This is a genomic window from Labedaea rhizosphaerae (assembly GCF_004362825.1).
GTDB classification, from domain to species: Bacteria; Actinomycetota; Actinomycetes; order Mycobacteriales; family Pseudonocardiaceae; genus Labedaea; species Labedaea rhizosphaerae.
The window spans coordinates 332,617-356,168 of the sequence record NZ_SNXZ01000004.1 but is presented as its reverse complement, the minus strand read 5'-3'; the positions used below and the strand labels follow the sequence as shown (position 1 = coordinate 356,168).

Annotated in this window: 21 protein-coding genes, 2 tRNA genes and 1 pseudogene; 6 read left to right on the top strand and 18 right to left on the bottom strand. The window is 63.7% G+C overall.

The window, feature by feature from the left end; translation table 11 throughout:
* Positions 1 to 30 precede the first annotated feature (30 nt).
* Both EV186_RS24550 and EV186_RS24545 read right to left on the bottom strand, forming a co-directional pair.
* Positions 31 to 720, bottom strand: coding sequence for a hypothetical protein (locus tag EV186_RS24550; protein ID WP_208115775.1), 690 nt, complete (start codon positions 718 to 720; stop codon positions 31 to 33).
* Between the two features lie 123 nt (positions 721 to 843).
* Positions 844 to 914, bottom strand: a tRNA-Gly gene (locus EV186_RS24545).
* A gap of 71 nt (positions 915 to 985) precedes the next feature.
* On the opposite strand from EV186_RS24545, the gene EV186_RS24540 reads away from it, so the two are divergent.
* A tRNA-Pro gene (locus EV186_RS24540) sits at positions 986 to 1,062 on the top strand.
* A gap of 259 nt (positions 1,063 to 1,321) precedes the next feature.
* Complete coding sequence (locus tag EV186_RS24535) at positions 1,322 to 1,654, top strand: hypothetical protein (RefSeq protein WP_133851746.1); 333 nt, start codon at positions 1,322 to 1,324, stop codon at positions 1,652 to 1,654.
* A 327-nt stretch (positions 1,655 to 1,981) separates the two neighbouring features.
* Here EV186_RS24535 and EV186_RS40840 read toward each other — a convergent pair.
* From EV186_RS40840 to EV186_RS24495, 8 genes and pseudogenes are all read right to left on the bottom strand, one after another.
* Positions 1,982 to 2,905 (bottom strand): annotated as a pseudogene (locus EV186_RS40840) (recombinase family protein); the annotation flags it as partial.
* Complete coding sequence (locus tag EV186_RS24525; RefSeq protein WP_133851745.1) at positions 2,898 to 3,332, bottom strand: recombinase family protein; 435 nt, start codon at positions 3,330 to 3,332, stop codon at positions 2,898 to 2,900. The gene EV186_RS24525 and the pseudogene EV186_RS40840, both read right to left, overlap by 8 nt.
* Before the next feature lie 162 nt (positions 3,333 to 3,494).
* Positions 3,495 to 3,818 carry a hypothetical protein gene (locus EV186_RS24520; protein WP_243754245.1) on the bottom strand — a complete coding sequence of 108 codons (324 nt, stop codon included), beginning with the start codon at positions 3,816 to 3,818 and terminating at the stop codon, positions 3,495 to 3,497.
* Between the two features lie 103 nt (positions 3,819 to 3,921).
* On the bottom strand, positions 3,922 to 4,962 hold the full coding sequence (locus tag EV186_RS24515; RefSeq protein WP_133851744.1) for a DNA-methyltransferase: 1,041 nt from the start codon (positions 4,960 to 4,962) through the stop codon (positions 3,922 to 3,924).
* A complete protein-coding gene (locus EV186_RS24510) occupies positions 4,959 to 5,771 on the bottom strand; it encodes a replication-relaxation family protein (RefSeq protein WP_133851743.1) in 813 nt (270 codons plus the stop codon). Before EV186_RS24510 ends, EV186_RS24515 begins: the two co-directional genes overlap by 4 nt.
* Before the next feature lie 124 nt (positions 5,772 to 5,895).
* A complete protein-coding gene (locus tag EV186_RS24505; RefSeq protein WP_133851742.1) occupies positions 5,896 to 8,064 on the bottom strand; it encodes a type IV secretory system conjugative DNA transfer family protein in 2,169 nt (722 codons plus the stop codon).
* 1,099 nt (positions 8,065 to 9,163) lie between these two features.
* On the bottom strand, positions 9,164 to 9,619 hold the full coding sequence (locus EV186_RS24500; RefSeq protein ID WP_133851741.1) for a hypothetical protein: 456 nt from the start codon (positions 9,617 to 9,619) through the stop codon (positions 9,164 to 9,166).
* Between the two features lie 453 nt (positions 9,620 to 10,072).
* Positions 10,073 to 10,366, bottom strand: a complete 294-nt coding sequence (locus EV186_RS24495; RefSeq protein WP_133851740.1) for a hypothetical protein — start codon at positions 10,364 to 10,366, stop codon at positions 10,073 to 10,075.
* Between the two features lie 56 nt (positions 10,367 to 10,422).
* Between EV186_RS24495 and EV186_RS24490 the strand changes: the two genes are divergently transcribed.
* Positions 10,423 to 12,195 carry a hypothetical protein gene (locus EV186_RS24490; RefSeq protein ID WP_133851739.1) on the top strand — a complete coding sequence of 591 codons (1,773 nt, stop codon included), beginning with the start codon at positions 10,423 to 10,425 and terminating at the stop codon, positions 12,193 to 12,195.
* Positions 12,196 to 12,546: 351 nt separating this feature from the next.
* Here the strand turns inward: EV186_RS24490 and EV186_RS24485 are convergent, their stop codons facing one another.
* The 3 genes from EV186_RS24485 to EV186_RS24475 are packed head-to-tail and all read right to left on the bottom strand — an operon-like array spanning position 12,547 to position 13,470.
* On the bottom strand, positions 12,547 to 12,819 hold the full coding sequence (locus EV186_RS24485) for a hypothetical protein (RefSeq protein ID WP_133851738.1): 273 nt from the start codon (positions 12,817 to 12,819) through the stop codon (positions 12,547 to 12,549).
* Positions 12,816 to 13,070: a helix-turn-helix transcriptional regulator gene (locus EV186_RS24480; protein ID WP_133851737.1), complete on the bottom strand. Its 255-nt coding sequence runs from the start codon at positions 13,068 to 13,070 to the stop codon at positions 12,816 to 12,818. Before EV186_RS24480 ends, EV186_RS24485 begins: the two co-directional genes overlap by 4 nt.
* Before the next feature lies 1 nt (position 13,071).
* On the bottom strand, positions 13,072 to 13,470 hold the full coding sequence (locus EV186_RS24475) for a hypothetical protein (RefSeq protein ID WP_133851736.1): 399 nt from the start codon (positions 13,468 to 13,470) through the stop codon (positions 13,072 to 13,074).
* A gap of 361 nt (positions 13,471 to 13,831) precedes the next feature.
* On the opposite strand from EV186_RS24475, the gene EV186_RS24470 reads away from it, so the two are divergent.
* Positions 13,832 to 14,014 carry a hypothetical protein gene (locus EV186_RS24470; RefSeq protein ID WP_133851735.1) on the top strand — a complete coding sequence of 61 codons (183 nt, stop codon included), beginning with the start codon at positions 13,832 to 13,834 and terminating at the stop codon, positions 14,012 to 14,014.
* 409 nt (positions 14,015 to 14,423) lie between these two features.
* Positions 14,424 to 15,659 carry a helix-turn-helix domain-containing protein gene (locus EV186_RS24465; protein ID WP_133851734.1) on the top strand — a complete coding sequence of 412 codons (1,236 nt, stop codon included), beginning with the start codon at positions 14,424 to 14,426 and terminating at the stop codon, positions 15,657 to 15,659.
* On the opposite strand, the gene EV186_RS24460 is transcribed toward EV186_RS24465, so the two are convergent.
* Positions 15,656 to 16,474, bottom strand: a complete 819-nt coding sequence (locus EV186_RS24460; protein ID WP_243754243.1) for an alpha/beta hydrolase — start codon at positions 16,472 to 16,474, stop codon at positions 15,656 to 15,658. The two genes, EV186_RS24465 and EV186_RS24460, sit on opposite strands and share 4 nt — an antisense overlap.
* Before the next feature lie 144 nt (positions 16,475 to 16,618).
* Between EV186_RS24460 and EV186_RS24455 the strand changes: the two genes are divergently transcribed.
* Positions 16,619 to 17,710, top strand: coding sequence for a hypothetical protein (locus EV186_RS24455; RefSeq protein ID WP_133851733.1), 1,092 nt, complete (start codon positions 16,619 to 16,621; stop codon positions 17,708 to 17,710).
* A 3-nt stretch (positions 17,711 to 17,713) separates the two neighbouring features.
* Here EV186_RS24455 and EV186_RS24450 read toward each other — a convergent pair whose 3' ends face one another.
* The 4 genes from EV186_RS24450 to EV186_RS24435 form a co-directional block, all read right to left on the bottom strand.
* The gene (locus EV186_RS24450; RefSeq protein WP_133851732.1) at positions 17,714 to 18,199 is read right to left on the bottom strand and encodes a hypothetical protein; all 486 of its coding nucleotides are present in this window, start codon (positions 18,197 to 18,199) and stop codon (positions 17,714 to 17,716) included.
* Positions 18,200 to 18,246: 47 nt separating this feature from the next.
* Positions 18,247 to 19,527: a hypothetical protein gene (locus EV186_RS24445; RefSeq protein WP_133851731.1), complete on the bottom strand. Its 1,281-nt coding sequence runs from the start codon at positions 19,525 to 19,527 to the stop codon at positions 18,247 to 18,249.
* Positions 19,528 to 20,469: 942 nt separating this feature from the next.
* Entirely contained in the window at positions 20,470 to 21,495 is a 1,026-nt protein-coding gene (locus EV186_RS24440; RefSeq protein WP_243754242.1) for a serine hydrolase domain-containing protein, read from the bottom strand.
* Positions 21,492 to 23,486: a HelD family protein gene (locus tag EV186_RS24435; RefSeq protein WP_243754241.1), complete on the bottom strand. Its 1,995-nt coding sequence runs from the start codon at positions 23,484 to 23,486 to the stop codon at positions 21,492 to 21,494. Before EV186_RS24435 ends, EV186_RS24440 begins: the two co-directional genes overlap by 4 nt.
* Between the last annotated feature and the right edge of the window lie 66 nt (positions 23,487 to 23,552).

Below are 23,552 nucleotides of genomic sequence, written 5' to 3'. Positions count from 1 at the left end.
GGCCCGCATTCGGCGGCCGTGGGCCGGATTTCACCCCTGGCTGACGACGAGCATCTCGTTGCAGCCGCGCTGGAACTCGTAGTCCACCGCTTTCACCTCGGCGTCGATCCCCGCCGCGGCCAGCCGCTCGAGGAACTTCGGCAGGCCGTCGTAGCTCTGGCTGCCCATCGGGGCGAGCGGGAAGATCCGCGCCTGCCGCGCGACGCGGGTCAGCTCCACGATGGCCGCGAGGTGGAAGTCCTCGTCGAGCCGGTCGAGGTAGCTGAAGAGCAGGTGGGAGGTGAGCGCGAGGTCGAATTCGCGGTCCTGGAACGGGAGGTCCGGCAGCAGGGCCGTGACGTAGCGCTCCGGGTGCGCGGCCCGGTCGGCGGCGAACCGCTCCAGCGCCTGGGTGCGCTCGGCCTGGTACTGCTCGACGTCGGTGAAGTAGGTCCAGACGTACTCGTCGGGGTGCTCGAGGTGGTAGGCCATGCCGCGCTGCAGCGTGCGGAGGCCCTGCTCGCGCATGGTGGCCGTGTCGGTCGCGTACTCCGGGTCGACGGCGACGACCCGGGCACCGAACTCGGTCGCCTCGGCCGCGAAGCCGGCGCACCCGCCCGGGCAGTCGAGGATCGTGCCACTGAGATCCGCGTCGGTGAGCCCGAACATCCGCCGGTACTCACCGAGGGAGCGGGAGCTGACCAGCATGGACCCGATCACGTTGGCCGGTCGCGCAGTCACAAGACCAACTTAGCGCCGGCCAGGCGAGCGATCGGTGTGGTGCGTGCCACGCCTGCGGCTTGACGCCGAAACGGGTGCCTGCCGACGTCCGGCACCCGTCCTGGCGTGCGGAGACGAGCTGAGAGCGGGTGACGGGAATCGAACCCGCGTAGCTAGTTTGGAAGACTAGGGCTCTACCATTGAGCTACACCCGCTTGCGACCCGCTTGGACGGGCACGCGCCGAAAAGCCTAGCGCGTCGCGATAGTCTGGTCGCGCACCACCTCCGGGCTGTAGCGCAGCTTGGTAGCGCATCCGCTTTGGGAGCGGAGGGTCGCAGGTTCAAATCCTGTCAGCCCGACCAGATATGTCTGTTTCACACCACGTCCGGTGAGAGAAGCTCTCTCACCGGACGTGTTTGTGTGCGTACGTTCCGTGATGATGATCTGTTCGCCGAAGGTCGCTAGAACGGCGTCTGACGTGCACATACGGATGGCTGGGGTGTCGGTGGCGTCGATCGCGCTGGTCACACCAGGGACGATCTGGGACACCGGACTGGTGGTCTCGGTGGGCGCGACGCGGTGGAGAGCGGGTTCGACGTCTAGCAGTGTCGCGAACGGCTCTTGGAGCTCGACTCGCTCGATGGTGCCGTCTTCGGCGATGTAGAGCTTCTTGAAGAAACCCTGGTTGATCTGCCTGCGGATGGCGTTCGGGGCCGTGATGTAAGCCATCTCACAGCGTTCGGCTGCTCTGAGGGCTCCGTCGAGGGTGGCTTCGACATCGGTGGTGGTGGCTTGGGCGACCTTGATCTCACTGTCGGCTGCAGCCAGGTCATGGGTAAGTCGCTTCATCTCGGAGGCAAGCAAGTCTTGAGGGACAGCACCGGCGTAGTGAGCTTGGAGGAGCTTCTGGCGCTCGCCCTCGACTCGCTGCTTGACTCGGCGAGCACGTTCTAGCCCACGGCTTGCTTCGGCTTGCTGACCGGCCAGCTCCTGCCGTACGGCGGTTTGGATCTGCACCGCGTGCTCAGGGCGAACGCGGAAGGTGCGGTAGAAGTTCGCGATGCCTTCCTCGATCCGTTCTACTCGGATGGCTGAGCGCTGGCAGTTGTTGGTTTTGGTCTTGCGCTTGACGCAGAAGAAGTAGTTGTAGGTACCGCCGTTGCCTTTATTTTCTGAGTACACTTTTCGCCCACCGCAGGCCGAGCAGTAGATGGTGGAGCGGAGATAATGATTGTGAGTGCGATCCTTCTCGCCGGTGTGGTTGTGAGCAGCCAAGATGTGCTGCACGGTAAGCCAGACGTCCGGTTCGACCAAAGTTGCGTGCTTGCCCTCATAATGAATTCCTCGATAGTTGACTATGCCCATATAGTAGGGATTTTGGAGAACGTGATACATTCCGGTGAGTCCAAGGGGCATGGCCGGACGGTTGCGGTTGGGGCGACTGGTAAGTCCCTTGGCTCGGGCGGCAAGGGTGAGATCAATAGCGCTCCACTCACCTGTGGCGTACTGCTCGAAGCACCATCGGATGATGTCGGCACGTTCTGAGTCGAGTTCAACCCAAGAGCGCTCGATGCCGTCCCTTGTCTCACGACGGTTGAGGTAGCCCAAGGGCGCGCGAAACGGGGTACCACCCTCTTTGGCCTTGCGCAGTAAGCCCTTCATCACTTCTTCGGCCAAGTTGGCCGAGTAGAACTGAGCAATCTCGGCCATGAGGCCGTAAAGAAGCTTGCCGCTCGGTGTTTCATCGACGTTCTCAGTGCACGAGATCAGCTTGACTCCGTGTTTGCGCAACAACAGGTTGATGGCGATATCATCTTCCCGGTTGCGGGCCAGCCGGTCGATCTTGTGCACCAAGACATAGTCCGGTCGAATTTCCTTGATGTCGCGTAACATGCGCTGGAGGTCGTCACGCTCAGCCGAGCGGGCCGATTCCCCGGCGTCTACGTATTCTCCCTGAATGGCGATGCCCATCTGGGCGGCTCGCGCAGAACAGGCTTCACGCTGGGCGGGGATGGAGTAGCCCTCAACGCCACCACCGCTACGGGCTTGCTCCCTGGTACTGACGCGTAGGTATATAAAGGCGACCTCGCCAGACCGGCTCTGTAACGAGACTTTCTTGTTCCGTGCGCTGTCGGGAAGACCGAGGATAGCATCGAGCGCTAATCGCTTCTTGTTGCGTTCGTGGATCGTTTCATTTTCAGTCATGATTGATGCCCTCTCGGTCGCTTGTTTGATGGTTACTCATTCGCTCCTGGTAGTTGATAAAACGCCCTGCCGCTTCAACGCCCGTCATCGTGACGACATGCGCTCCTGCGGCACGGATACTGTCGGTGACCTCCTCAAGCTGCAGCATGTCCGCAGCGAGACGCGCATAGTCCCAGACCACGACGTAGGTGATGTCCTGTAGTCGTCGTGCCAGGTCATCGAGGAGGCGTCGTAGTTCGTGCTGGTGTTCGCGGCGGGCTGGACGTCCGAAGTCGAGATATTCGCGGACGACCTGTAGGCCGTAGCCTTCGGCGATGCGCTGGCAGTCATCACGTTGTTGTTCGACTGCCGTCCAAGCTGATTGCCGCGCTGAGCCATCCCGGAGATAGAGCGCAGCTTGAGGTAGATGGATAGATTCATTTGGCATAACGTTTGCCTTCGTAGAGCTGTTATATGATTCCACTCTGTCATTTTCTCAGTGATTTTGTGCAGTGCCAAGAAAGGACATCCTGTCCTATTTCGTCAATAATTGCAGCTGAGGGTTTATCTGATAGGTGGCGACGCGAGCCGCCACCTATCAGTGATGCCGTTACTCGGTGGCCCCGGCCTTCCGGCTGCGGCTTGCGGACGGCTTGGCCTCCTCAGCGGGCTCTTGCGAGCCGATGCCGAACAGACCTTCAATCGCACCCTTGCGGGCCGCAGCTTCGCGCTCAATTTCCTCGAGCGCAGCGGTCGCGCGCTGGGCGAAGTCGGGCTCCTGGCGCTTGGTGGCGACGTACAGCTCAACGGCTCGCACGGCGGCGTCGCCGAGTGAGATTCCGTCGAGCTGTGCAACCAGGGTGAACTGAGCGTGCAGGCCGTCCGGCACCTTGATGCCGAGCGTCTTCACATTGCCCGTGCGTGGATCGGACATGCTTCCTCCTCGGTGTTGGTGTGGCCGCCCATGCCTGCGCTCGGTGCGCAGATCTGGGAGTGAGCGGCCACAGGCCACCGACGAGGAGCCGCAGGCAGTGCGGCTACGAAGCCGCACTGCCTTGCTTTGCCCGCCACGCCGCGAGCCGGTCTTTAGCGAGCTGGGCGTAGGTAGGGTTGATCTCCACACCGACCCAGTCCCGGCCGTAAGTCTCAGCTGCGAGCGCCACCGTGCCCGCCCCCATGAACGGATCGAGCACGACGCCCAGCCTCCAGTCGGTGTGCGCGCAAGCCGGTCGCAGTGGGCCGAGGGCCAACATTCGGCCGTCGCGCTCTTGCGGTGCGCGTCGCCACGGTCGCTGACAACTCGTACAGACCCGTTCGGGGCAAGTCGAAAGCAGCGGGCGCCGGACGAGTTCCAGCGGGAACGTGGCGAAGTGGGCCGCGCGCAGGCTGGCGGTTGCGGTCGTCCACACATCGCCGGGGTTCTTGCCGAGCGGGTGGCTCGACAGTCCGGCGGTCTTCAGCCGCGCCAGGCCCTGGTTGAGATCGACGCGCGGGCTCGTACCGCCGCCGAGCGATGGCACGGCTTCGCGAGGGAGTGAGGTCCGAGCCGGGACGCGGCGCGCGCCGGCCGCCGCGGTCTTGGCGGGTTCACGGACTGCATCCAGGTCGAAGTGGTAGTCACGCTGGCGCGTGAAGAAGTAGAGGAACTCGTGGGTATTCGTGAAGCGATCACGCACGCTCGATGGCGTCGGGTTCGACTTGGCCCAGACGATCTGGTTGCGCAACAGCCATCCCGAGCGCGTGAGCCGGAGAGCCACGCGCGGTGGCCCGAGGAGCAAGCTCTTCTTGGCGGCGCCTTCTTTGGGGTGGCGGCTGTAGCCGTCGGCGAGGTTCAGAAACAGCGAACCGGTGGCCGTGAGGACGCGTGCCAACTGGTCGCAGACCGAGGCGATCTCGGTGGCCCAGTCCTCGACGGTGGCTTCGGCCCCGATCTGGTCGTCGTGGCCGTAGTCGCGCAAGGCCCAGTACGGCGGACTCGTGATCACGCAATCGACGGAAGCGTCGGGGAGGTCGGCCAGGCGCTCGCGCACATCGCCGATCAGAATCTGTCTGGTGGGGAGTGGGGTTTCGGCGCTCACGAGGCACCTCCTTCGCTGGGGGCTTGGGTAAGGAGATCCGCAGCCTTGGGAAGGAGGCCGACGGTGAACAGGGCCTGCTCTTCTTGCGGCAGGCGGCCAATGACGCGGGCGATGCTCTGGAGGCGCGCGGTATCAGGTACGAGCCACCAGGTTTTCGGCACGACGCCGCGGCGACGTTGCTCGGTGCCGCTGCGCCAGTACGCGACATAGACGACCAGCTTGCGGGCGATGGTGGGCGCACTCTCGGAGTCGAGGTCGACTTCGAGGAAGGCGCTGATCTCGTAGCCGCCAACCCCGATCCGCACGAAGGCGTCAGGCTTGAGGGTGATCATCTGCCCGGCTATGCCGGAGAAACGACGCCAGCACTGGGGCTCGTTGGTGAAGCCGAGCAGCTCGGCGCGGCCGGCGCGGGCGCGGTCGACGAGCTGCACCAGTACGTCTGAGACAGCCAAGGTGTGGTTTTGGAAGGCGGGTTTGGTCTCGTTGACGCGGCGATGGCGTCGGCGGGTATCGCGACCGAGGTCGAGCACCGCCTGTCCCAACCCCGACAAGCCGTAGATCACTCCATCGCTGCCTGCGCGTACCCCGCCGACGCGTCGCCGAAGCCGAATCACCAGACCGAGCGTGGTCAACCGCTGCAGCATCGCGCGCGTCTTTCGAGCTTGAGTCGTGGGCTGGCCGCCCTCGACATGGAGTCGGCCCAGCTGCTGACCGGTCATGAGGCGCATCGCTTCGAGGGTTCGCAGAACGGCGAAGTCGCGCGGACTGAGCTGTTTGGCCAGACGGCTGGCCCGTCCCCGGCCGCTCATTCGAGGCCTCCTTGAGGGCGGGAATGTCGGCGGCAGCTATCGAGTGTTTGCGCACGTCGGGGCCAGACCAGCTCGACGCGAACGGCAGGGCGAGCGGCGGTCTGGTTCGTGCTCGTCGGCCGCCTCATACGCCAGTCCTTCGCACACCGACAGGCGTAGCGGGTGGATCACCGCCTTGCCAGCGCTTGAGGATGGCGGCGTCGAGTTCGGCGGGATCGGTGCCGAACCTGGCTGCGCTAGCGCGACGCACCTCATCCGGATCGTGCAGGGCGGCAGGCAGCGGTGGCAGCGCGATTTCGAAGGCCCGGCTGGGCGCCCCATCCACGAGGACGCGAGCCACCGCGTGATAGGCCGGGAGCCGTTCGAGATCCTCCGGCTTGACGGCGCCCAGGACACGGGCGAGCACCCGGCCGTCACCTTCTGCGGGCCGGAAGACCACGCGCGCACCGACATTGGCAAGGACGGCGGCTTGCAAGTCGGTGCTCAGCTGGCCGAGGTGCTGATTTGCCAAAGTGAACGAAACGCCAGCGCCCCGGCTGCGGGCGAGCACATCGGCAAAGTCGACGCCGCCCGTGAAGGCCTGCCACTCATCCACGAACACCGAGACAGGACGCCGCTGAACCGCTGGCTTCGTGGTTTGCCGCTGAACCGCTTCCCACAGCTGCGACAAGATCAAGCTGCCAAGAAGCCGGGCGGTCTCCGGGCCGACCGCGCCTGCATTCAGGTTGACGAGCACGATCGTTGGCCGCGTGAACACCGAGGCAAGATCGAACTTCGGGTCGGCCTGGCTCAGGAGTCGGCGCACCGTGGACCGCGACGACCACGGGCGGATCTTGTTCGCGACCGGCATCACGACCTGCGCTCGTTCCCCATCCGACAGTCCCTCCAGCCAAGCCAGCCACGGACGGGTAATCAGGGGGTCGCCGACCTTGCTCGCCACCCAGCGCCGAAAGTGGGGGTTGGTGAGGATGGGAAGAATGTCGGTGACGGCGCCGTCTTCGAGGCGCGCCGCCAGGATCAGCGCATGCAGCAGGACGTCGGCCGAGCGTGGGCCGATAGCTGAACCGAACTGCACGCGCAGGAGTCCGAGCAGGCTGTCGGCTCGGCGCTCAGCGTCGCCCCGCGGGCCGCGCAACGGGTTGAAGCCGGTTACCGGCCCGTTCGCGCCAGGGTCGATGACGACGACATCGCGGTGTCGGTGCCGAGGCAGGCGGGCCAGTACATCGGTCACCAGGTCGCCCTTGGGCTCGATGGCTACGAGGCTGCCGCCGGCGTCCGCTTCAGCCAAGATCCAAGCCGCAAGAAGCGTCGACTTGCCTGCGCCGGACGGCGCCATAACGTGGCTGTGGGTGGCAAAGCTTGAACGCGGCAACCAGACCGCCGCGCCCTTCGCGGCTGGGTGCGTGCTGACGCCCAAGGGTCGCGCCACCGCTCGCGGTGCGCCCGCCGAAGCGGCCCGGAGCAGGCTGGCCGGTGGCAACGCGAACGCGCCGGGGCTGCCTGGCACCTCCAAGCCGTCCAAGCTCCAGCCCATGAGGATCGCGAGTTCACTAGCGTTGGCGATGCCGGAGAAGGTGCGGACTCGCCCCATGACATCCGCCAGCTGCTGCGCCGTGCGGCTCGATTGGGGCGAGGCGTAGACCCGCGCGTGCGAGCCACTGGCGAGGCCAAGCGCTGCGACAGTCGGGCGCAGGAGTTCAGCCGCCCGCCGCGGCTCGGTGGCCACAGCACCAACCCGTGCCCGCACACCGAAGATCGGCTCGCCGAGCTTGGACTTCCAGCCGCGCGCGTCCTCGCCGTCGGGTTGGCGTGCCTTCGTGAAGCCGAGGACATCGAACGGCGTTTCCGGGATCGGGATGCGGGTGGAGGTGTGACTCGGACCCATCACCCACTGCACGACAACCGCCTCGCCGGATCGCAACGTGGTTTGCAAGTTTGCGAGTCCCGCCATGACGCTCGCCGCCGTATCTAACCGCAACGGATGGATCATGCTGGTTAAGCGCACCTCGCGAGCGGTCACGGGCGCAGGCCGCGCCGGGACATCAGCTGGCAGCAGCACTAGCCCCGCAAGTTGAGCTTGCAGGTCGCCTGGCAGCGTGCGGGCGATCCGCGGTTCAACACCGAGCAACCACCGCACCCGCGTCGCGTCCATCCACAGCTCGAACACCACCAGCGGCTGCAACCTCCGCAAACCGTAATGAGGGCGTCCGGCCAGTACCCGCAACATGTTGGTGAGGTCGGCTGCGCTGGTGTCGCGGGGTGGGAAGGCTTCGAACCAGGACAACTCAATCATGGGCCGCCTCCGATCCTGCGGCTCGCGGCTTGCCATATGACGGCGCTGACTGGTTGAGCTGGTGGCGCGCGAGCGCAATCATGGCGCGGGCCAGTTTGCGCAGCGCCGGGTGCGTTCGTTCCTCGGCGGTAACGACGACACGCTGATCTGATAAGGCTTCAGACATATAACCTCCCTTCGATGAATCTCGAAACGAGGGCTGATGCACATTCTGTACGCTAGCGTGCTTGACAGCACACACGACAAAGCGTAGTAGTAGAAATACACAGCTGCCTTGTTCCGAGGTTGCTGATGTGTGAATTCCTGAGCGACGTCGCCAGGTCGATAACCGCCAGAGAAGAACTTCCTAGGGACTCTCTGACGGAACGCAACCGGCGGCGCGTTCAGGATCTTTATATTCCCAGGCTCCGCATGTAACCATCAAGGCACTTATCCACAGCGGCGAAGGCGAGCGGCAGGGCGGTGTCGGGTGGACGCGCCACACGAAAGTCGCGATCTTCCTGGCCATGCTGGCAGCCCGGTCGAACCTCGTGTGACGTAAAGGACAAGCTCGCGAGCGGTTGCCAACACCGGTAGTCCGCAAACGCTGCGAATCACTTGTCCTGCTAATAGTTATAGCGACCGGACGATATCGGATCTTGAGGCATTGCCCCGAATAAATACCGAACACACATGATGCGCTCCTGGAATCTGTCACAGCCCGGCGGGACAAGGGCCTTCGGGAAGCTGCATTTGGGTAGTCCGACGCAGATGGAGCTCTCGTTCTAGCTCCTGGCAGGCACGCTGACGCTCCCGGCATTCATAATTCTCGGCTGCTTTCCCGACGATTCGTTTCCGTGTTCTTCTCGGCAAGTGCATTACGCCTCCTAATATAGGTCGACATGGAGAGTGTGGAAGTGGCTCGACCGGTCAGCCCGCTAGCGACGCCACCAACGCGTGATTGCGAGGCGCAGGAGCCAGAGGGCCGACACGAAACCAGCGGCCCAGACCACCGGAACGATGAGCTGCTGCGTAAGGCCGAGTAGGAACGCCGTGAGGAACAACCCTCCGACCACTCGTTTGATCTTCTCCCGCGCCTCGTCGAGCGGAGACGAGCCCATCAGTACGGCTTTGGCTGCCGCGTGGAGTGCACGGTCAGCGTCTCGTGCGTCGTGCCTGAGCCACGACGCAGGTACTGACGGGTGCGGTTGTTGATCTCTTCCTCGACCACTGCGGCCCATCCCATGAGGCGAGCCTGAGTCAAGGGCGTGACGGCCTCTTCGATGTCACGATCAATGCCGTTGTAGAGCGCCACAACCTGACGGTGCCGCAGCTCCAGAGCCAGCATGATGGTGTCCTCTCGAGCCTGAGCATCGAGTTCCTCGATGTAGGCGGGACTAGTACCGAACCGCGGAATCGGCTTAGCGGCCGTCGGCTCGATCGCAGTCGGCTCCGCTCGAACCGCCGGCTGAGTTGTGGTGGTCTCTGGTTGACTAGCTTGAGGCGGCAACTGTTTCAGGTGGTCTTTGCCGTTTGCCGCGTTACGAAACTCATGCCAATCGTCAACGGTAGCCATACGCTTTTCTCTCCTTGCCTCTGTCATTGGCTCGGCTCCTTTCGGTCACTTTCGAGCGTTGAGTCGGCGGCTCTGATCGGCCGGACACGAGCGGCCTTGCTGATCACGCTTGCCCCCAGGAGACTCTCCCGATCGACTCGCCGCGCTGAGCGCTGACAGGTGTCGTGGGGGCTGTCCGGTCGTCGGTGCTGGCACTGCGGGTCTCCGAGCTTGAACGAGATCGACGTTAGGCAGCGCCGTGCACGTCCGACAAGCCCCTGACCTGCACTGTCGAAGTTCTGTCGGCGGCAACCAGGTACTTCGACAAGACTTCGACACACCTTCGACAGGGCCTCGACCGGCCCTGAACGCGTCAAGCCCGCCCCCGTGATGGGGGCGGGCTGTGGGGGGCTGGCGCTCACGAGCGAGGCCAACCAAGCGGTGGACTGGATGGACGTCAGCACCTCGGGGCTGTCAGCCGTAGTTGTAGGCGAGGTACGCCCATTCGTCTGGATCGAGGATCGCAGGCAGGGTGCCGTTGTCCAGTACCAAGTAGCCCGGCCTGCGATCTGGGCCGCCGAACCAGTCGGGATTATTGGCGTAGCGCACCATGATGCACATGACGACGCGCAGGCAGAAGGTGTAGTCGCCCAAACAGGCTTTGATACCGCCCTGCTGGAGCCATTCGTCGATGTAGAACAGCACGTTTTCGTCGAGCGGACTTTTTTGCTTCCGCATATAGTCGTAGAAGCTGTCCTCGGCCTCCATGAGCAGGGCACCACTTCTGCGCATTTCTTCACACCACCTCAAATTCGGAAACGATCTTGGACGGCCTGCATTATGAACCAATTGCAGAAAATGTCAAGCATAAGTATTATGGATATGTTATCTGCGACCGGTATACTGCTCCGCTTATGAGCGAGCAGATCGAAGCCGTAGGGGATGACTCCGAGGTCAAAATGACCTCGGAGCTAGCGGCTCTGATTGATGTGCTGAAAAGCAAAGAAGAAGCCCCTGCTGCTGAGTTCGTCCACTACCAGGCTTTGTTAGCGCTCGTGCCTCAGGCGGCGCATCGGACGCTCACCGACGCCGAGCGGGCCACGGCCCTCCGGCGTATTGGTCGCGCAGTACTGATGCAGACGCGAGAAGCGTTGCCCCGCTATCCTGATCGACCACGCAAATTGGTCAAACCAAAGGATCTTGCCGAGAGAGCTCATACGCAGGTCATGGCAATGGGTGAGCTCTTGGGGTTGACTGACGACGCGGACCGAGCGGTGTTTGAGTTGCGTTGCAGCGAGGATGATCTGGCCCGCTTAGCGCAGGAAGCAGCTAAACCTGGCTTTGGCCGCAAACTGCAGCGGCAAATGCGGGCCGCCTACTGGCTCGGCCTAACAAGGCCCGAATCAGGGAAGCGAGCCGAAAGGTCGGCGGGCGTGGTATTTCTGCTGACGATTGAACGCTTCATAGCAAGTGATGCCGGACGGACGTTTCTAGCAGATCTTTATCAACCAGTGGCGCTCAACACAGGCAAAAGTCCCACCGGTCGAGTGGTCAAGGGCTTTAGTCAGAAGGTCGCCGCTGCCGTCCGTGCTCACTGGATTCAAATCGCTATCGGCTGCCTTTACACTCTCGCTACGTTGAGTGCGATTTTGGCACCCACCACCGTTCGAGAGCCTTGGGCATCCATTGATGCCTTGTTGCTCTACCGGGCACCTATGATCGCGGCCGTAACGGTGTGGTGCCTGCTTTGGGCGATGGGACTTATCGCGCTATCGCAGTGTAAGTCGTCTAGACCTTTTCGGCTGATCGTAGCGCTGCTGTTGGTCGTCGCCTGTACGCAAAGTGCTGGTCACTTGGCGGTGTACTACTTAGATACGAAGGATGCCCGAGCCTATCAAGATAGGGTTCGGGAAGGCGTTAGCATTATTTCGGAGGATTTCGAAGGTAGTCAGACATGTCCGAAGTCTGTGCCAATTTTGGAACTCGCAGCGCCCACGTTGACGTCATGCGAGTTTGATGATGGAGTACTGCATGCGCGACAGATTAACCCTTACGCTCCAAACATCGGCGTGTATTCGCCGAGTGATGTAGAACTTAACATATCAAGGTTCGACTTCTATGCGGAGACCCGTTTTAGAGCGATAGGCACGACTCAAATTGCAGCGTGTGGAATTGCCATCCAGACGTATCCATGGGCGTATCTAATGTTACATCTTAGGCTGGCGCCCATGCCCGGCGCTTCGGGCGGATACATAGCTGAGGCACAACTTATCCTGCCTGCCGTTAGTGACAAACCTAATAGTGTAATTATGCCAATTTCCGTCGATGTGATTAATACAGGGCCTCCACGGCATTTGCCGTTCGTATTAAGGGCTGCAATGCCGGGTTCGGGCTATAGCTCGTGGACGAAGCTAGCGGTAGCGGTACACGGGCTGCGTACGTATTTCTTTGTGAACGATCGACTTACTCTATCGGTTGCCCAATTCCCGATCTTTTCGAATATTGGGCCAGCGGTCAACACGCAGGACATCGGAAACAGCTCAGGCGCCGCTGCATGCGACTTCGACTATTTCTTCGTTCAACAGCTGCCCAGGTAGTCTAGCTGTAGACCGCTGGGCAGACGATCTACTACCCGGCAGCCTTGAGCGAAGTGGTCACAATTTCGGTTATGGCCATGACCGTGCTAAGGACAGCTGGGCAGCCATATTACAGATACAGCGATGCGTTGCCATCTCGTAGGTCTGATCGCTCAGCTTCACCGCTTGAGTCTGCGGATCGCTCCAGTAATGCGCAAGAGAGCGGCAGTTTTGACAGACCGACTGAAGGTCATTGGAGGTGGCGTTGTCGGCAGCTGACGCTCTGGTGTGATCCGCCTCTGGGAGGAGACTGGTCATAGCATCTCCGTTCCTTCGTTCTGGCTTGCGATGGAAAAGCAGCGGGTGTGTGGCTCACGCCTCCTCGTCAACCGCCTGGCCGCCGGCCGCAGTGGCTCCCGGTAGCTCGCCTCCGCGCTGCTCGGCCCGTCGTTGAATGTCCACGCCGAGTTCAACCACGGCCCTGCCTAGCTGCAGTTCTTCGGCTGGCGGCAGCTGCTCGCCTCGCCCAGCGTCGACGTCGACCAGGTGCAGGGCGTAACGGCCGAGGTGCGGGTTGACAAGTGAGATGGCTGAGATCAGCAGCTTGTCGTAGTCCCAGCTCCCGGCCTTCGGCTCCTCGGTCACCGCGGCGTTACCTCGTGAAGAACGCCGCTCCCAATAACTCCTATGTCGTCGTCCGCGAGGATCTCCTTCACCGCGACCCCCAGCTCGCGCGCGATGCGATGCAGCTTGATCTCCGAGGTCGCGTCGCTGCGGCCCTCGATGTTGCGCATCGAGCCTTCGTTGGTGAAACCAACCCGAGCCGCCAACTGCGCGGTAGTGAGGCCGCGTTCTATGCGTCGCTTGCGAATCTGCGCTCCGTTCGGCTTCGGCATGTCACGTGTCTCCGGCCAACCGGTCCAGCTCGACGAACGCGCAGCCCACGAGTTCGCGTGTGAGTTGGTCGGCTTGCAGCCAGCGGAGACGAGCATCGCCGAACTGCACCGTGATGGTGTCCGCCAGCAATGGCCGTAGGTCTGGCCAACCGGTGCGGTACACCCCGCCCCATGCGCCGCTGACGAACGACTGCGCCCGGACGGCGACGAAGCCGTGCTTCAGCCAGGGACACGACTTCACCGCAATACGGGCGCAGCGCAAACAGAGCGGCGGGTGCGTGTTCTGCGCGCGTTCTGGCCAGCCGGGCCATAGCCCGCGCTGGTCTTGGATCAGCCACAGCGTGCCGTGGTCGTTGTGGTCGGCAGGCCCGGCGCACACCTGACACAGCAGCCGCCGCATGGCCCGACGCTGCCGCAGTGGGTGCATTTGTCGGTACAGGGCTTTGCCGAGTCCCGGACGGGACGAAACCCGCGTCCACAGCACCCCGTTGCGATCCCGGTCGACCGACGATTCGTCGGCGTAGGCAATGCCGCCCGCAGTTTCGACGAGGGACGCTGCTTGGACTGCTTCAGCGCTCCACATAGCAACATATGGCACCGGGCCGTGCGGGCCGCGGAACACGGACGCGCCAGCATTCGCCAGGTCAAGCCGGGCAGCCGTTGCTAGTGGGTGTTCACTCGAGGCCAACTGACAGGGCGCGACCAACGCGGAAGACGTGCTCATGCTGATAGCTCCGCCTGCCTCGCCTGCCCGCCGTTTCGTGGAGTTGCCATCAGGCGACACCCGTCCGGGGCTGCCCGTCCTGACCGGCGCGCTCCAGCTCGGCGTGTTGCTGTTCGCAGACGGTGGCGAGAGCCACCAGTCGCCTGCCCAGCTCGCGTGCCTGTGCCGGGGTCAGCAGGGCAGCTTCGGCGGGTGGTGCGACGAGCACCAACTGGCTTGACGTGGGAGCCGTCCACAGGCCCACCGACCGTGCGCGCCGGAAGCCGTCCGTGCACGGGATGGTCGACTTATGAGGGTCATGATCAGATGCCGGGTGCGTCATGGCGGACGGTCCTTCATGGGGTCGTCGGGCGTGGACAGCACGTGAGCGCCACCAGTTCGCAGTGCCCATCGGGGCGGGAGGCGTCGGAAAGATGGGCGGGCCGGTGACGCTCACGTGCCAGGTCTTGACCCTGCCCACCCAGTACCGGTTGTCACCACGGCAGACGAACCGCAAACCAGCCGCATTCTGGCCGCATCCGTATTGCCACCTGCGCAAACACCGCCACGATATGATCTGGTGGTCACGTGATCACAGACCGTGCAACCCCGGCCGTCTGAGCGGTACGGGCTGATCTTGAGGGGGCGCGATGGGAGCCAAGCGGCCGCACCTAGCGGCCCGACGTCAGCAGGTGGGGCTAAGCCAAGAGGCCTTGGCCGAACGCCTGTCGGTCGAGCGTTCCACCATCCAGCGCTGGGAGTCGGGTGCGACTTCGCCACAGCCGTGGCACCGGCCACGTCTGGCGCAGGCGCTCAGCGTTTCCCTTGATCACCTGACCGAACTCTTGGAGCCCGCGCCACCTCTTCAGACAACGGACACGGTCGCGCCTGCTGAGGTCGAGGGAGATGGCGAGATGCCGGAGCCCACGCTTGTGTTCTCCGCGCTCTCCAGCAATGAGCGGGAGCAGATCAACGTTGCGCTGGCGCATCCCTGGCGGAACCTCAATGCCGCTGTTGTCGAGCTGCTGGCCCGGCAGTTAGGGGCCTGCATGGCAGGTGATGGCGCCGTCGGCCCGGCGAAGACACTGCCCACCGTGCTCGGACTGCTCGCCGCTATTGAGCGCGGGGCCCGCGACGTTCGTCCGGCTCTCCGCCGTGACCTGTTGTCGCTCGGAGCCCGTGGCGCTGAATTCGCCGGCTGGTTGTACCGCGATGTGCGGCAACTGCCGCAGGCTGGCTTCTGGTACAGCCGAGCGACCGAGTGGGCACAGGAGGCGGGCGACCTCCAAGCTCAGGGCTACATCCTGCTGAAGCGCTCGCAGATGGCCTACGACAACCGCGACGCCGTGCGGGTGCTGCTCCTCGCGCAAGCCGCTCGGCAGCGGCACTGGCAGCTGCCGCCCCGTGTGCACGCCGAGGTGACGCAGCAGGAGGCGCGAGGCCTGGCGATGACTGGTGAATCCTTAGGTTTGGTCGAACGCAAGCTCGATGAAGCGCGATCCATACTTGCCCGATCTACTGATCCGGACGACTCGCCGGATCAGCTGGGTGTCTACTTCAACGAGGGGACGCTGACGCTTCGCACCGCCAGCTGCTACGTCGAGGCGGGCAAACCCAAGCACGCTGCCGACCTGTTCGGGGACGTCCTTGCGACAGGCGTCTTGTCCCGCCGCGATCAGGGGTACTTCCTCGCGCGCCGGGCCTCGTCGTTGGCTCTGGCTGGTGAACCCGACGACGCCGCCGCGGTGGGACTCGAGTCCGCTGCCGTCGCGTCCGTCACCGGCTCGGCCCGAACCAAGCGTGAGCTGGGTCGGGCGCTCGCGACGCTGGAACCGTGGAGTGCGCGTCCTGGGCCGCGTGCCTTGCGCGAGGCGCTCGCAACCTAAGCCGTCAGCCAATCGGCCACCGTCTGGATGACGAAAGCCTGCCACTCCTGCGATTGCGGGTCGGCGTAGGTCGGATCGTCGTGGACGGCGAAGCCGTGCTGCGCGCCGTCGATCTCGACGAGCCGGTGCTCGACCTGCAGCTCCTGCGCCGCCCGCCGCGACGACTCGATCGACACGAAGGTGTCGCGGGTGCCATGCACGATGAGCGTCGGCACGGCGATCTCACTTACAACCTCGTCGGGGCGAATCCAGAACACCTCGTTGAGGAAGGCCCGGCCGTGCTTGACCGTCGGGGAGTGATCGAGGTAGCCCTGCTCGCGCAAGCGTGCGGCCGCCTCGTCGTCCAGTCGGTCGCCATGCCAATGGGGCTTCTGGTCGATGTAGCGATCCTTGTAGCCCAGCTGGGGGTTGAGTAGCACGAGGCGCGCGAGCTCATCCGAACGTTTGGCGGCGTAGTAGGCCACGAGGCCCCCGCCGAAGCTCGCCCCCAGCAGGCTGACGCGAGTCGCGCCGGTCTCCGCTCGTACCCATTCGATGGCCACGCGGATGTCGTTGAGGTGAGCGGTCAGCGTTCGATCCTCCTGGCGGCCTTCGCTCTCGCCGTGTCCGCGGAGGTCGAACCGCAGGCTGGCTACGCCCGCGTCTCCCAGGCCGGCGGCGAGGCGGGTGAAGAAGCCGCCCTCTTCACGGGTGACGCCACCACCATGAACCATGACGGCAGCGTGATCTGGTGAAGAGCCCGGCGTGACGAGCGTGCCGGCGAACTGCAGGCCGTCGAGCGTGCGGAAGCGGACGTCTGTGCCGGTGTGCGCCACTGCAAGCCTCCCGACCGAGTTACCTGGCCACTATCTCTGATGCTAGTGGCGAGCCAACTCGCTAGCCTGCCCAAGCGACTCGATGCCGGAGCGCAGTCGTGGGCCGTGCTTTTGTCGGACACATGTTTAAAGTTTGAGGGCGAGATGTACACCTGGCGCGAGATTGATGAGAACTGGTTGCTCGGTGCTCAGCTCGCGCTGTCGCCCGACGAGGTCACGCGAGCTTTCAATACGGTTGCCGAGCGGTTCGGTCGGGAGTGGGTAGAGGCCCGCCACCTTCATCGCGGTCTGCCTCATCACGGCATCCTTCCGACTATTCGCGTAGTTCGTCTCGGTCAACAACTCGCCACCCTGGACAATGCTCCTGGTTCTGCGCACCTCTTGGCTAAGGTTCGAGAAGGTATCCCCGACGCTCTGGCTGAGCTGAGCTCGATTCATCTGGTCTGCGCCGGTGACTCAACCCATAGTCTAGAAGTCGAGCCCGATATCGTTGTTGGCGCCCGCAACCGGAAGCCTGATTTTCGCGTACGTCAAACGAACGAGGACTGGACGTATGTCGAGGTCGCGCAGCCCTGCACATCAGATGCGCAGGCAACAATACGCAGGCACATCGAGCGACTATGCAAGCTGGCTGACACTCATGTGGGTAACTACGCTCTTGAGATATTTCTCAGGCGCGCGCCGGGCGATGACGAGGTTGAACCGCTCGTACGAGAAGTCGCCACGTACCTCCACAATGCGAACCATGTTCGAACGGAGCTGAGCAACGGACTCGGTACCCTCTATTGGGGCGAATATGGCGGCGCAGGCGTAACGCTGGAGGATCACAGCGAGCCATACACGCCGCGACTCGGAGCCATGCGAGCCGTAGTGCAGGACAATGTTCAGCGGTCGGTGTCGGTCCGATGGCCGTTCGCGGATTCCCGCGCTAAGAATTTCCTCGATCGCGAGAGCAAGCAGCTGCCCACTAATGCGCCAGGTCTCGTCATGATTGATACGACAGAAGCATCTGGAGCCATGAAGAGCTGGCGTCATGTGGTCGAGCGGCGGTTCCAGCCCCACATGTATACCCGTGTCTCGGCCGTCTGTCTCTATTCGTCCGGGCTGTGGTCGACGCCGGATGGTGAGGAGCTGCGATGGGAAACTCAGCTGATCTCTAACCCGTACGCGCGTCACGCCTTGCCTGGCTGGATTGTTGATCAGTTGCAGCGGTTCAGCAACGGACATGGTGCCTAACAGTTATTTGTTCTTTTCAACGGTGTGGCTGAGCTCTTCGCTGACGGCCCTACCTTGTTGTTTCAATGCGATTCGGTCGACTTGCGTGGTCGGGTCGAGAGCGCCGCCCTTTCGTGCAAGATAGGCAAAGCCTATGAGTGCGAGCCCGAACCAATACGAGGGCAGGGACGGTGGATAATGTCGCCATTTGTTGAACGCCCACACTGTGCTGAACACAAGGACAGCACCTAAATGATCCCATGCCAGGTTTCGCTGAAATGATCGTTGCTCGCCGCGAGCCTGCGTTGGTGGCAGACTCCGGTCTCGTTCGCCAACTTGCGCCGACAATACTGCAATCAATGTTCCAACAAGGAGAGAGATGGCCAGTTCGCGAGGAATATTGCTGGCGCGCCCCCACTGGCCAACAACTAGCGTCCAGCTTAAGGACACGGCAATCAGTCGTAACTTTGCCCCGCGAGTCGACCTGAATTTGGATAAGACGCGCTTCATCGTCGTATTTTACAACGTGCAGGCGTGTTCCCATAGCGAATAGCTATTCATGTCCTGCAGCGCCACCCATACGCCGTATTTTCTACGACCACGGCAGTACTTCCAGGGTGAATAACGTTGCACCAATATTGGACACTTACTGGGCCTAGGTGACCGCCTGATGCGTCGGTGCAGACCCACGACTTGGGATCGTTCCAATCTAGATACGTCGCGCCGGCGCCATTGCCGGGGTATTCCTTTTGGCATGCTTCTATCATGACGATGTCGCCATAATCGACATGGGCAGGTTTTGTTGGCTGCTGTGGAACTTGTTGCGGTTGGGGGGGTGTTGTTTGTGCTTGTGTAGGACGAGATGAAGTGGTCTGAGAACTAGTATTAGGGCTGTTCGCAGCAGGTGTCTGTGAGGTGGCAGGAGCACTCCTCGGCTTCGGAGTAGAACTGCATGGTTCAAGCCAGATGCGAGTATCGATGCTCGTGAAAGGCAGTGCAAGGAATGGGTTGCCCATGACGGTTGCTGCCCGAGCTAAAAACTCTCCGAGTTGGGAGTGCTGGATCGTAATCCCGATACACTGGTTTTGTAATGCGTTGTTTGCAACTATGGAGTCAATATCCGTATTTGCGTCAGCGATGGCCTTAAGGCCGGCTAGAGCTGTTGCGACCTTAGGAGGAATCCGTTTCAGTAGCTGTCTAATCCAAGAGATTCTGCTTGCTAAAGCGCCGCCCAAGATGGCGCTTAGATCTTCGGGAAGGCCGACCAGTGCAACAATCGTTCCGGTTCCAATCGCAACAGTCTCAACTGCTTTGACGCTACCTAGGGAAGTGAGGCGGATCTCTAGCCCGTTCGGGCCCGTATATATACGACCGTAGCCGAGCGGAAGACTAGTTGACGGCCCATCTTTGCCGAGGGCAGCAACGCGCCCTTCCAATAGCTGCGTTAGAGGATCATCAAAGTTGGGATCGGCGACTACCGGGTATTGCGCACCGGTAAGATCGATAGTTTGAGTGACACTATTACCATCTAGAGAAAAGCTCGTCCTATGGTTAACGTGGTCGCTGGCGCCGATGGCCCAGGGCTGCTTCAATGCCGAGGCGGTTGCGCCGCTGTTTTCGTTGAGAAGGCTGATTGAGCCGTCATTCAATTTTTGCAGCTTGGTATCGGCTGGTATATGAAACCCGAAGCGGTACTCGGTAGGTGCTTTTGGCCCTGTTATATACATGAACGTCTGCATTCCGTGACTTGAGGGGCGAACTGCCAAGGAAACGTCTGGAGCGATGTTCATGTATACGCGATAGCTACGTATGGTGATCGGCTGAGCGTCGACCGGCACGGGGAGGTCGTATGGCAGCCAGTCGAGGCTAGCTCCGCTCGCGGCGTCCGACGCACCTACGGTGTGTTCGATAGCTTGGATGATCTCTTCAGGAGAGGCGCTTTGAGGGGCAGCCGAGCAGCTGCTTACGCTGGCAGCAACGCAACAACAAGCGGCAAGCAGCGATAGCGGCTTCGATCTGCCTCGTGTCATGACGACTCCTACGGGTGGTCAGCTCAGCTCGCCTGATCCTGAACAGCTTAACCGCGTGCGCCCATAGCGCATGGCTATGTCACCTATTTGGCTTGTCTTAGTTCGGAGCGCTTTAGGCACCAACTGTATAAACGCTCAGCAATTGACCGACCGTCTCGGTAGTTTGTAGATCCGTGCAACAGTAGGTGACGCGAATGATGGCAAGCCCCAATCGGGCTGCTATGAGGTCTGGTCGTCTGTCGGACTGCATCGCGGCAGATGACGGCCCGATCGTCCGTGCGCAGCTGCCTTCGGGATGCCCGCTCGGTGGAGTTGATCGCGAACAGCGGTCTGACTTGTGTTGAACTTGCTAGCGATTTGTGCGTATGTCCGTCCGGCTCGATAGAGCCTCAGGGCAGCTGGAACGTCACCTGGCTGGAGTCCGGGTGGGGAGGTGTCGATGCCGCGTGACCGGAGATGCTTGCCGATAGTGCTTCGATGGAGCCCAAGCCGCGTCGCCAGCTTATCTATGTTGGCACCAGCCCTGTATGCGACCACTAGTTCATCGACCTCATCGGGGCGGAGCTGACGAGCCGTCCGGTGTTGTAACGTGTGAGGTGGGTCACTTTGTTGCTGGTCTGGCCATGAGGTGGCCAGTTCGAGGAGTCGACGTACCTGATGGGGCGGGCTTGAAAGGGCCTCACGCACCCCGACCGGAGATCTACACGCTGACCTGTGGGATGTCGCAGTGGCCGCCCGGCCACTGCGACATCATCGGGTCGGTACGGCGATCGAGACGTCGTGGAGGAGTTCTTCGACGTGGTCGCCCCAATGTGACGCGATGACGAGGTCGCGGGCCGGGTCGATCCAGAGCAGGTGCTGGTCGGCGTTGCCGCGGGCGCACCGACCGGTCGGTGGGGCGGTCGGGAACAGCACCTGCCGGTGGTTCAGCCACCAGAGGTAGCCGTAGTCGGCGTTGTGCGGGCACGGCTGCCACGTGCGCTCGATCCAGGTGGTGCTGAGCAGTTGCCGGGCCTGATGCTGTCCGTTGCCGAGGTAGAGCCCGCCGAGCAGGGCGAGGTCGACGGCCGAGATCCAGAGGCCGCCGCCCCAGTGCGCACCGCCGCTCACGACGGGGACGGCTTCACCGTCGACGCTGGTGACGGAGTTGTGATAGCCGTGCCACGACCAGGTGCCGGCGGCACCAAGGGGCTCGAGGATGTGGTCGCGCAGCACCGCGGGCAGCGACTGCCCGAAGAGGTGGGTGAGCGCGAGGCAGAGCAGGTTGACCCGGACATCGTTGTAGGCCCACCCGGAGCCCGGTACGGCGCCCGCCGGCGCGCTTCCCGTTCGGTTGCTCGCGGCGTCCGCCCAGGCCGGCTTGCCCCAGAGTTCGCCGTCCCACTGGCTGGTCTGCTGCAGCAGGTGGTGCCAGGTGATCGTGCTCGCGCGAGCGCCGGCCAGTTCCGGGAGGTCGAGCGTGTCGGCCACTGGTTGGTGCAGGTCGGGGATCAACTTCAGGTCGAAGGCGATGCCCGCGACCGTGGACACGACGCTCTTGGTGACGCTGTAAGCCATTTCCGGGATCTCGGGGTTGCCCCATCCGGCGATGCGCTCGCCGCTGTGGACGATCACGCCGCTGGCTCCGGACGCGGGCAGCAGGGGCCCGATCACCTCCCGGTGCGCACCGTCCTTCACCTGACGCGCCAGGTAGGCCCGCATGTCCTCGGTGCCCCGGGTGGCGCGCTCGGCCTGCGCGGTAGCGGCGGCGCGGACAGCGGGGAGGTCCAATGTCATGACTCCCTCTGGCGCACGTCCGCCAGCACGTCCGGCACCGGGCCGGGGTGGACGATGCCCAACCGCTGCGTCGCCCGCGTCATCGCCACGTACAAGTCGTTGTGCCCCAAGGGGTTCTCGGTCAGGATCCGGGCCGGGTCGGCGATCAGGACCACGTCGAACTCCAGGCCCTTCGCCTGCGCGGGGGTCAGCACGACCACCGGCGCGGTCAGGTCCGGCTCCGCGGCCACGCCCAACGCGGCCACCAGCGTCGCGTGGTGCGCCCGCGGGGTGATCACCGCGAGCCGTCCCGTCGTGTGCTCGGCGACCGCGGCCACGATCGACGACGGCAACGGGCCTTCGAGGCGCCACGGTTGGTGCCCGGTCGAGCGGACCGATCGCGCCGGCGTCAGGCCGGGGTGGTGCGCCGCGAACAGCTTCGCGGCCGCGGCCATGACCTCGGTCGGCGTCCGGTAGTTCACCGTCAGCTGCGCCAGCCGCCACCGGTCCTCGACGTGCGGGCCGAGCACGTCCGCCCACGACGTCGTGCCGGCCGTGGTCGAGGTCTGCGCGAGGTCGCCCACGATCGTCATGGAGCGGGTCGGGCAGCGGCGCATCAGCATCCGCCAGGCCATGGGGGAGAGCTCCTGCGCCTCGTCGACCACCACGTGCCCGTACGTCGGGAACCCGCCGTCGCCGAGCACGGCCGCGGCCTCGTCGAGCACCGGGACGTCGGCCTCGCTCCAACCGTCCGGCCACCCGAGCACCTCGGCGGCCACGTCCTCGGCGCGCAGGTGCGGCCAGACCTCGTCGAGCGCGTCGGTCACGCCGGGATCGGCCAGCAGCGCATCGCGCAGCGACGCCTTGTCGGCCTCGTCGAGCACCGTGCGGGGCGCCTGCGGCTGGTCCGGGTCGATGATCACACCGGCCGCCTCCAGCGCGCGCAGGTCGGCCGCGCCCAGCGTGCCGTCGGTGCTGCCACCGTCGAGCGCCTCGCCGGACTCGGTGAGCACGACCCGTTCCATCCGGTCGGCCAGCTCCCGCGCCAGCGCGTCGAGCACGTGCCGCTGGAACACCAGGCGTGCCGCGTTGTGCGGCAGCCCGGCCGCGCGGGCCGCGGTGATCGCCGCACCGGGATCGACGACCAGGCGCTGCTCCTCGAACTCGACCTCGAGCTCCCGCCGCCGCACGCGGGCGCGCACGGCGGCCGCGACCTGTTCCGGCGTCACGGTTTCCGTGGTGCCCGCACGTGTGATGACGGCGTCCGGGCGCATCCCGGCGATGGTCGTCGTGACCACCGAGTTCTCGCCGAGCCCCGGCAGCACCTGGCCGATGTAGTCCAGGAAGATCGTGCTCGGCCCGACCACGAGCACGCCCCGGCCGCGCAGCTGCGTCCGGGTGTAGAGCAGGCATGCCAAGCGGTGCAAGGCAACCGCCGTCTTGCCGGTGCCCGGGCCGCCCTGCACGACGAGCACGCCGGGGTGGTCGTCGCGCACCACACGGTCCTGCTCGGCCTGCAGCGTGGTGACGATGTCGTGCATCCGGCCGGTCCGCTCGGCGCCGAGCTCGGCCAGCAGCGCGGCCTCGCCGACCAGGTCACCGGGATCGCCGGCGTCGCCGTCCAGCAATTCGTCGTCGAGGGCGACGACGGTCCGCCCGCGCGTGGTGATGCGCCTGCGCCGGCGCACGCCACCCGGCTCGGCCGCCGTCGCGACGTAGTACGGGCGCGCCGCCGGCGCCCGCCAGTCGACCAGCAGCGGTTCGTCGTCCTCGTCCCGGAACAGGCCGAGCCGGCCGATGTAGGCGCGCCGGCCGTCGACGAGGTCGAGCCGGCCGAAGCAGAGCCCGTCCTCCACGGCCGCGAGCCGCGCCGATTCGCCTTGCCAGAACGCCTTCACATCGGGCTCGACCGCGACGGCCAACCGGTCGGCGGCCTGCGCCCGCAGGGCGTCCAACTGGTCGTAGAGGGTCGCGACGTACTGCTGCTCGTTGTCGATCTCGGTACTGGACAAGCCCCCACCTTCCGCGTGCCGGCCACCGAGGGTGCCTGTCCACATCGGCGAAAAACAGTCTTGTTC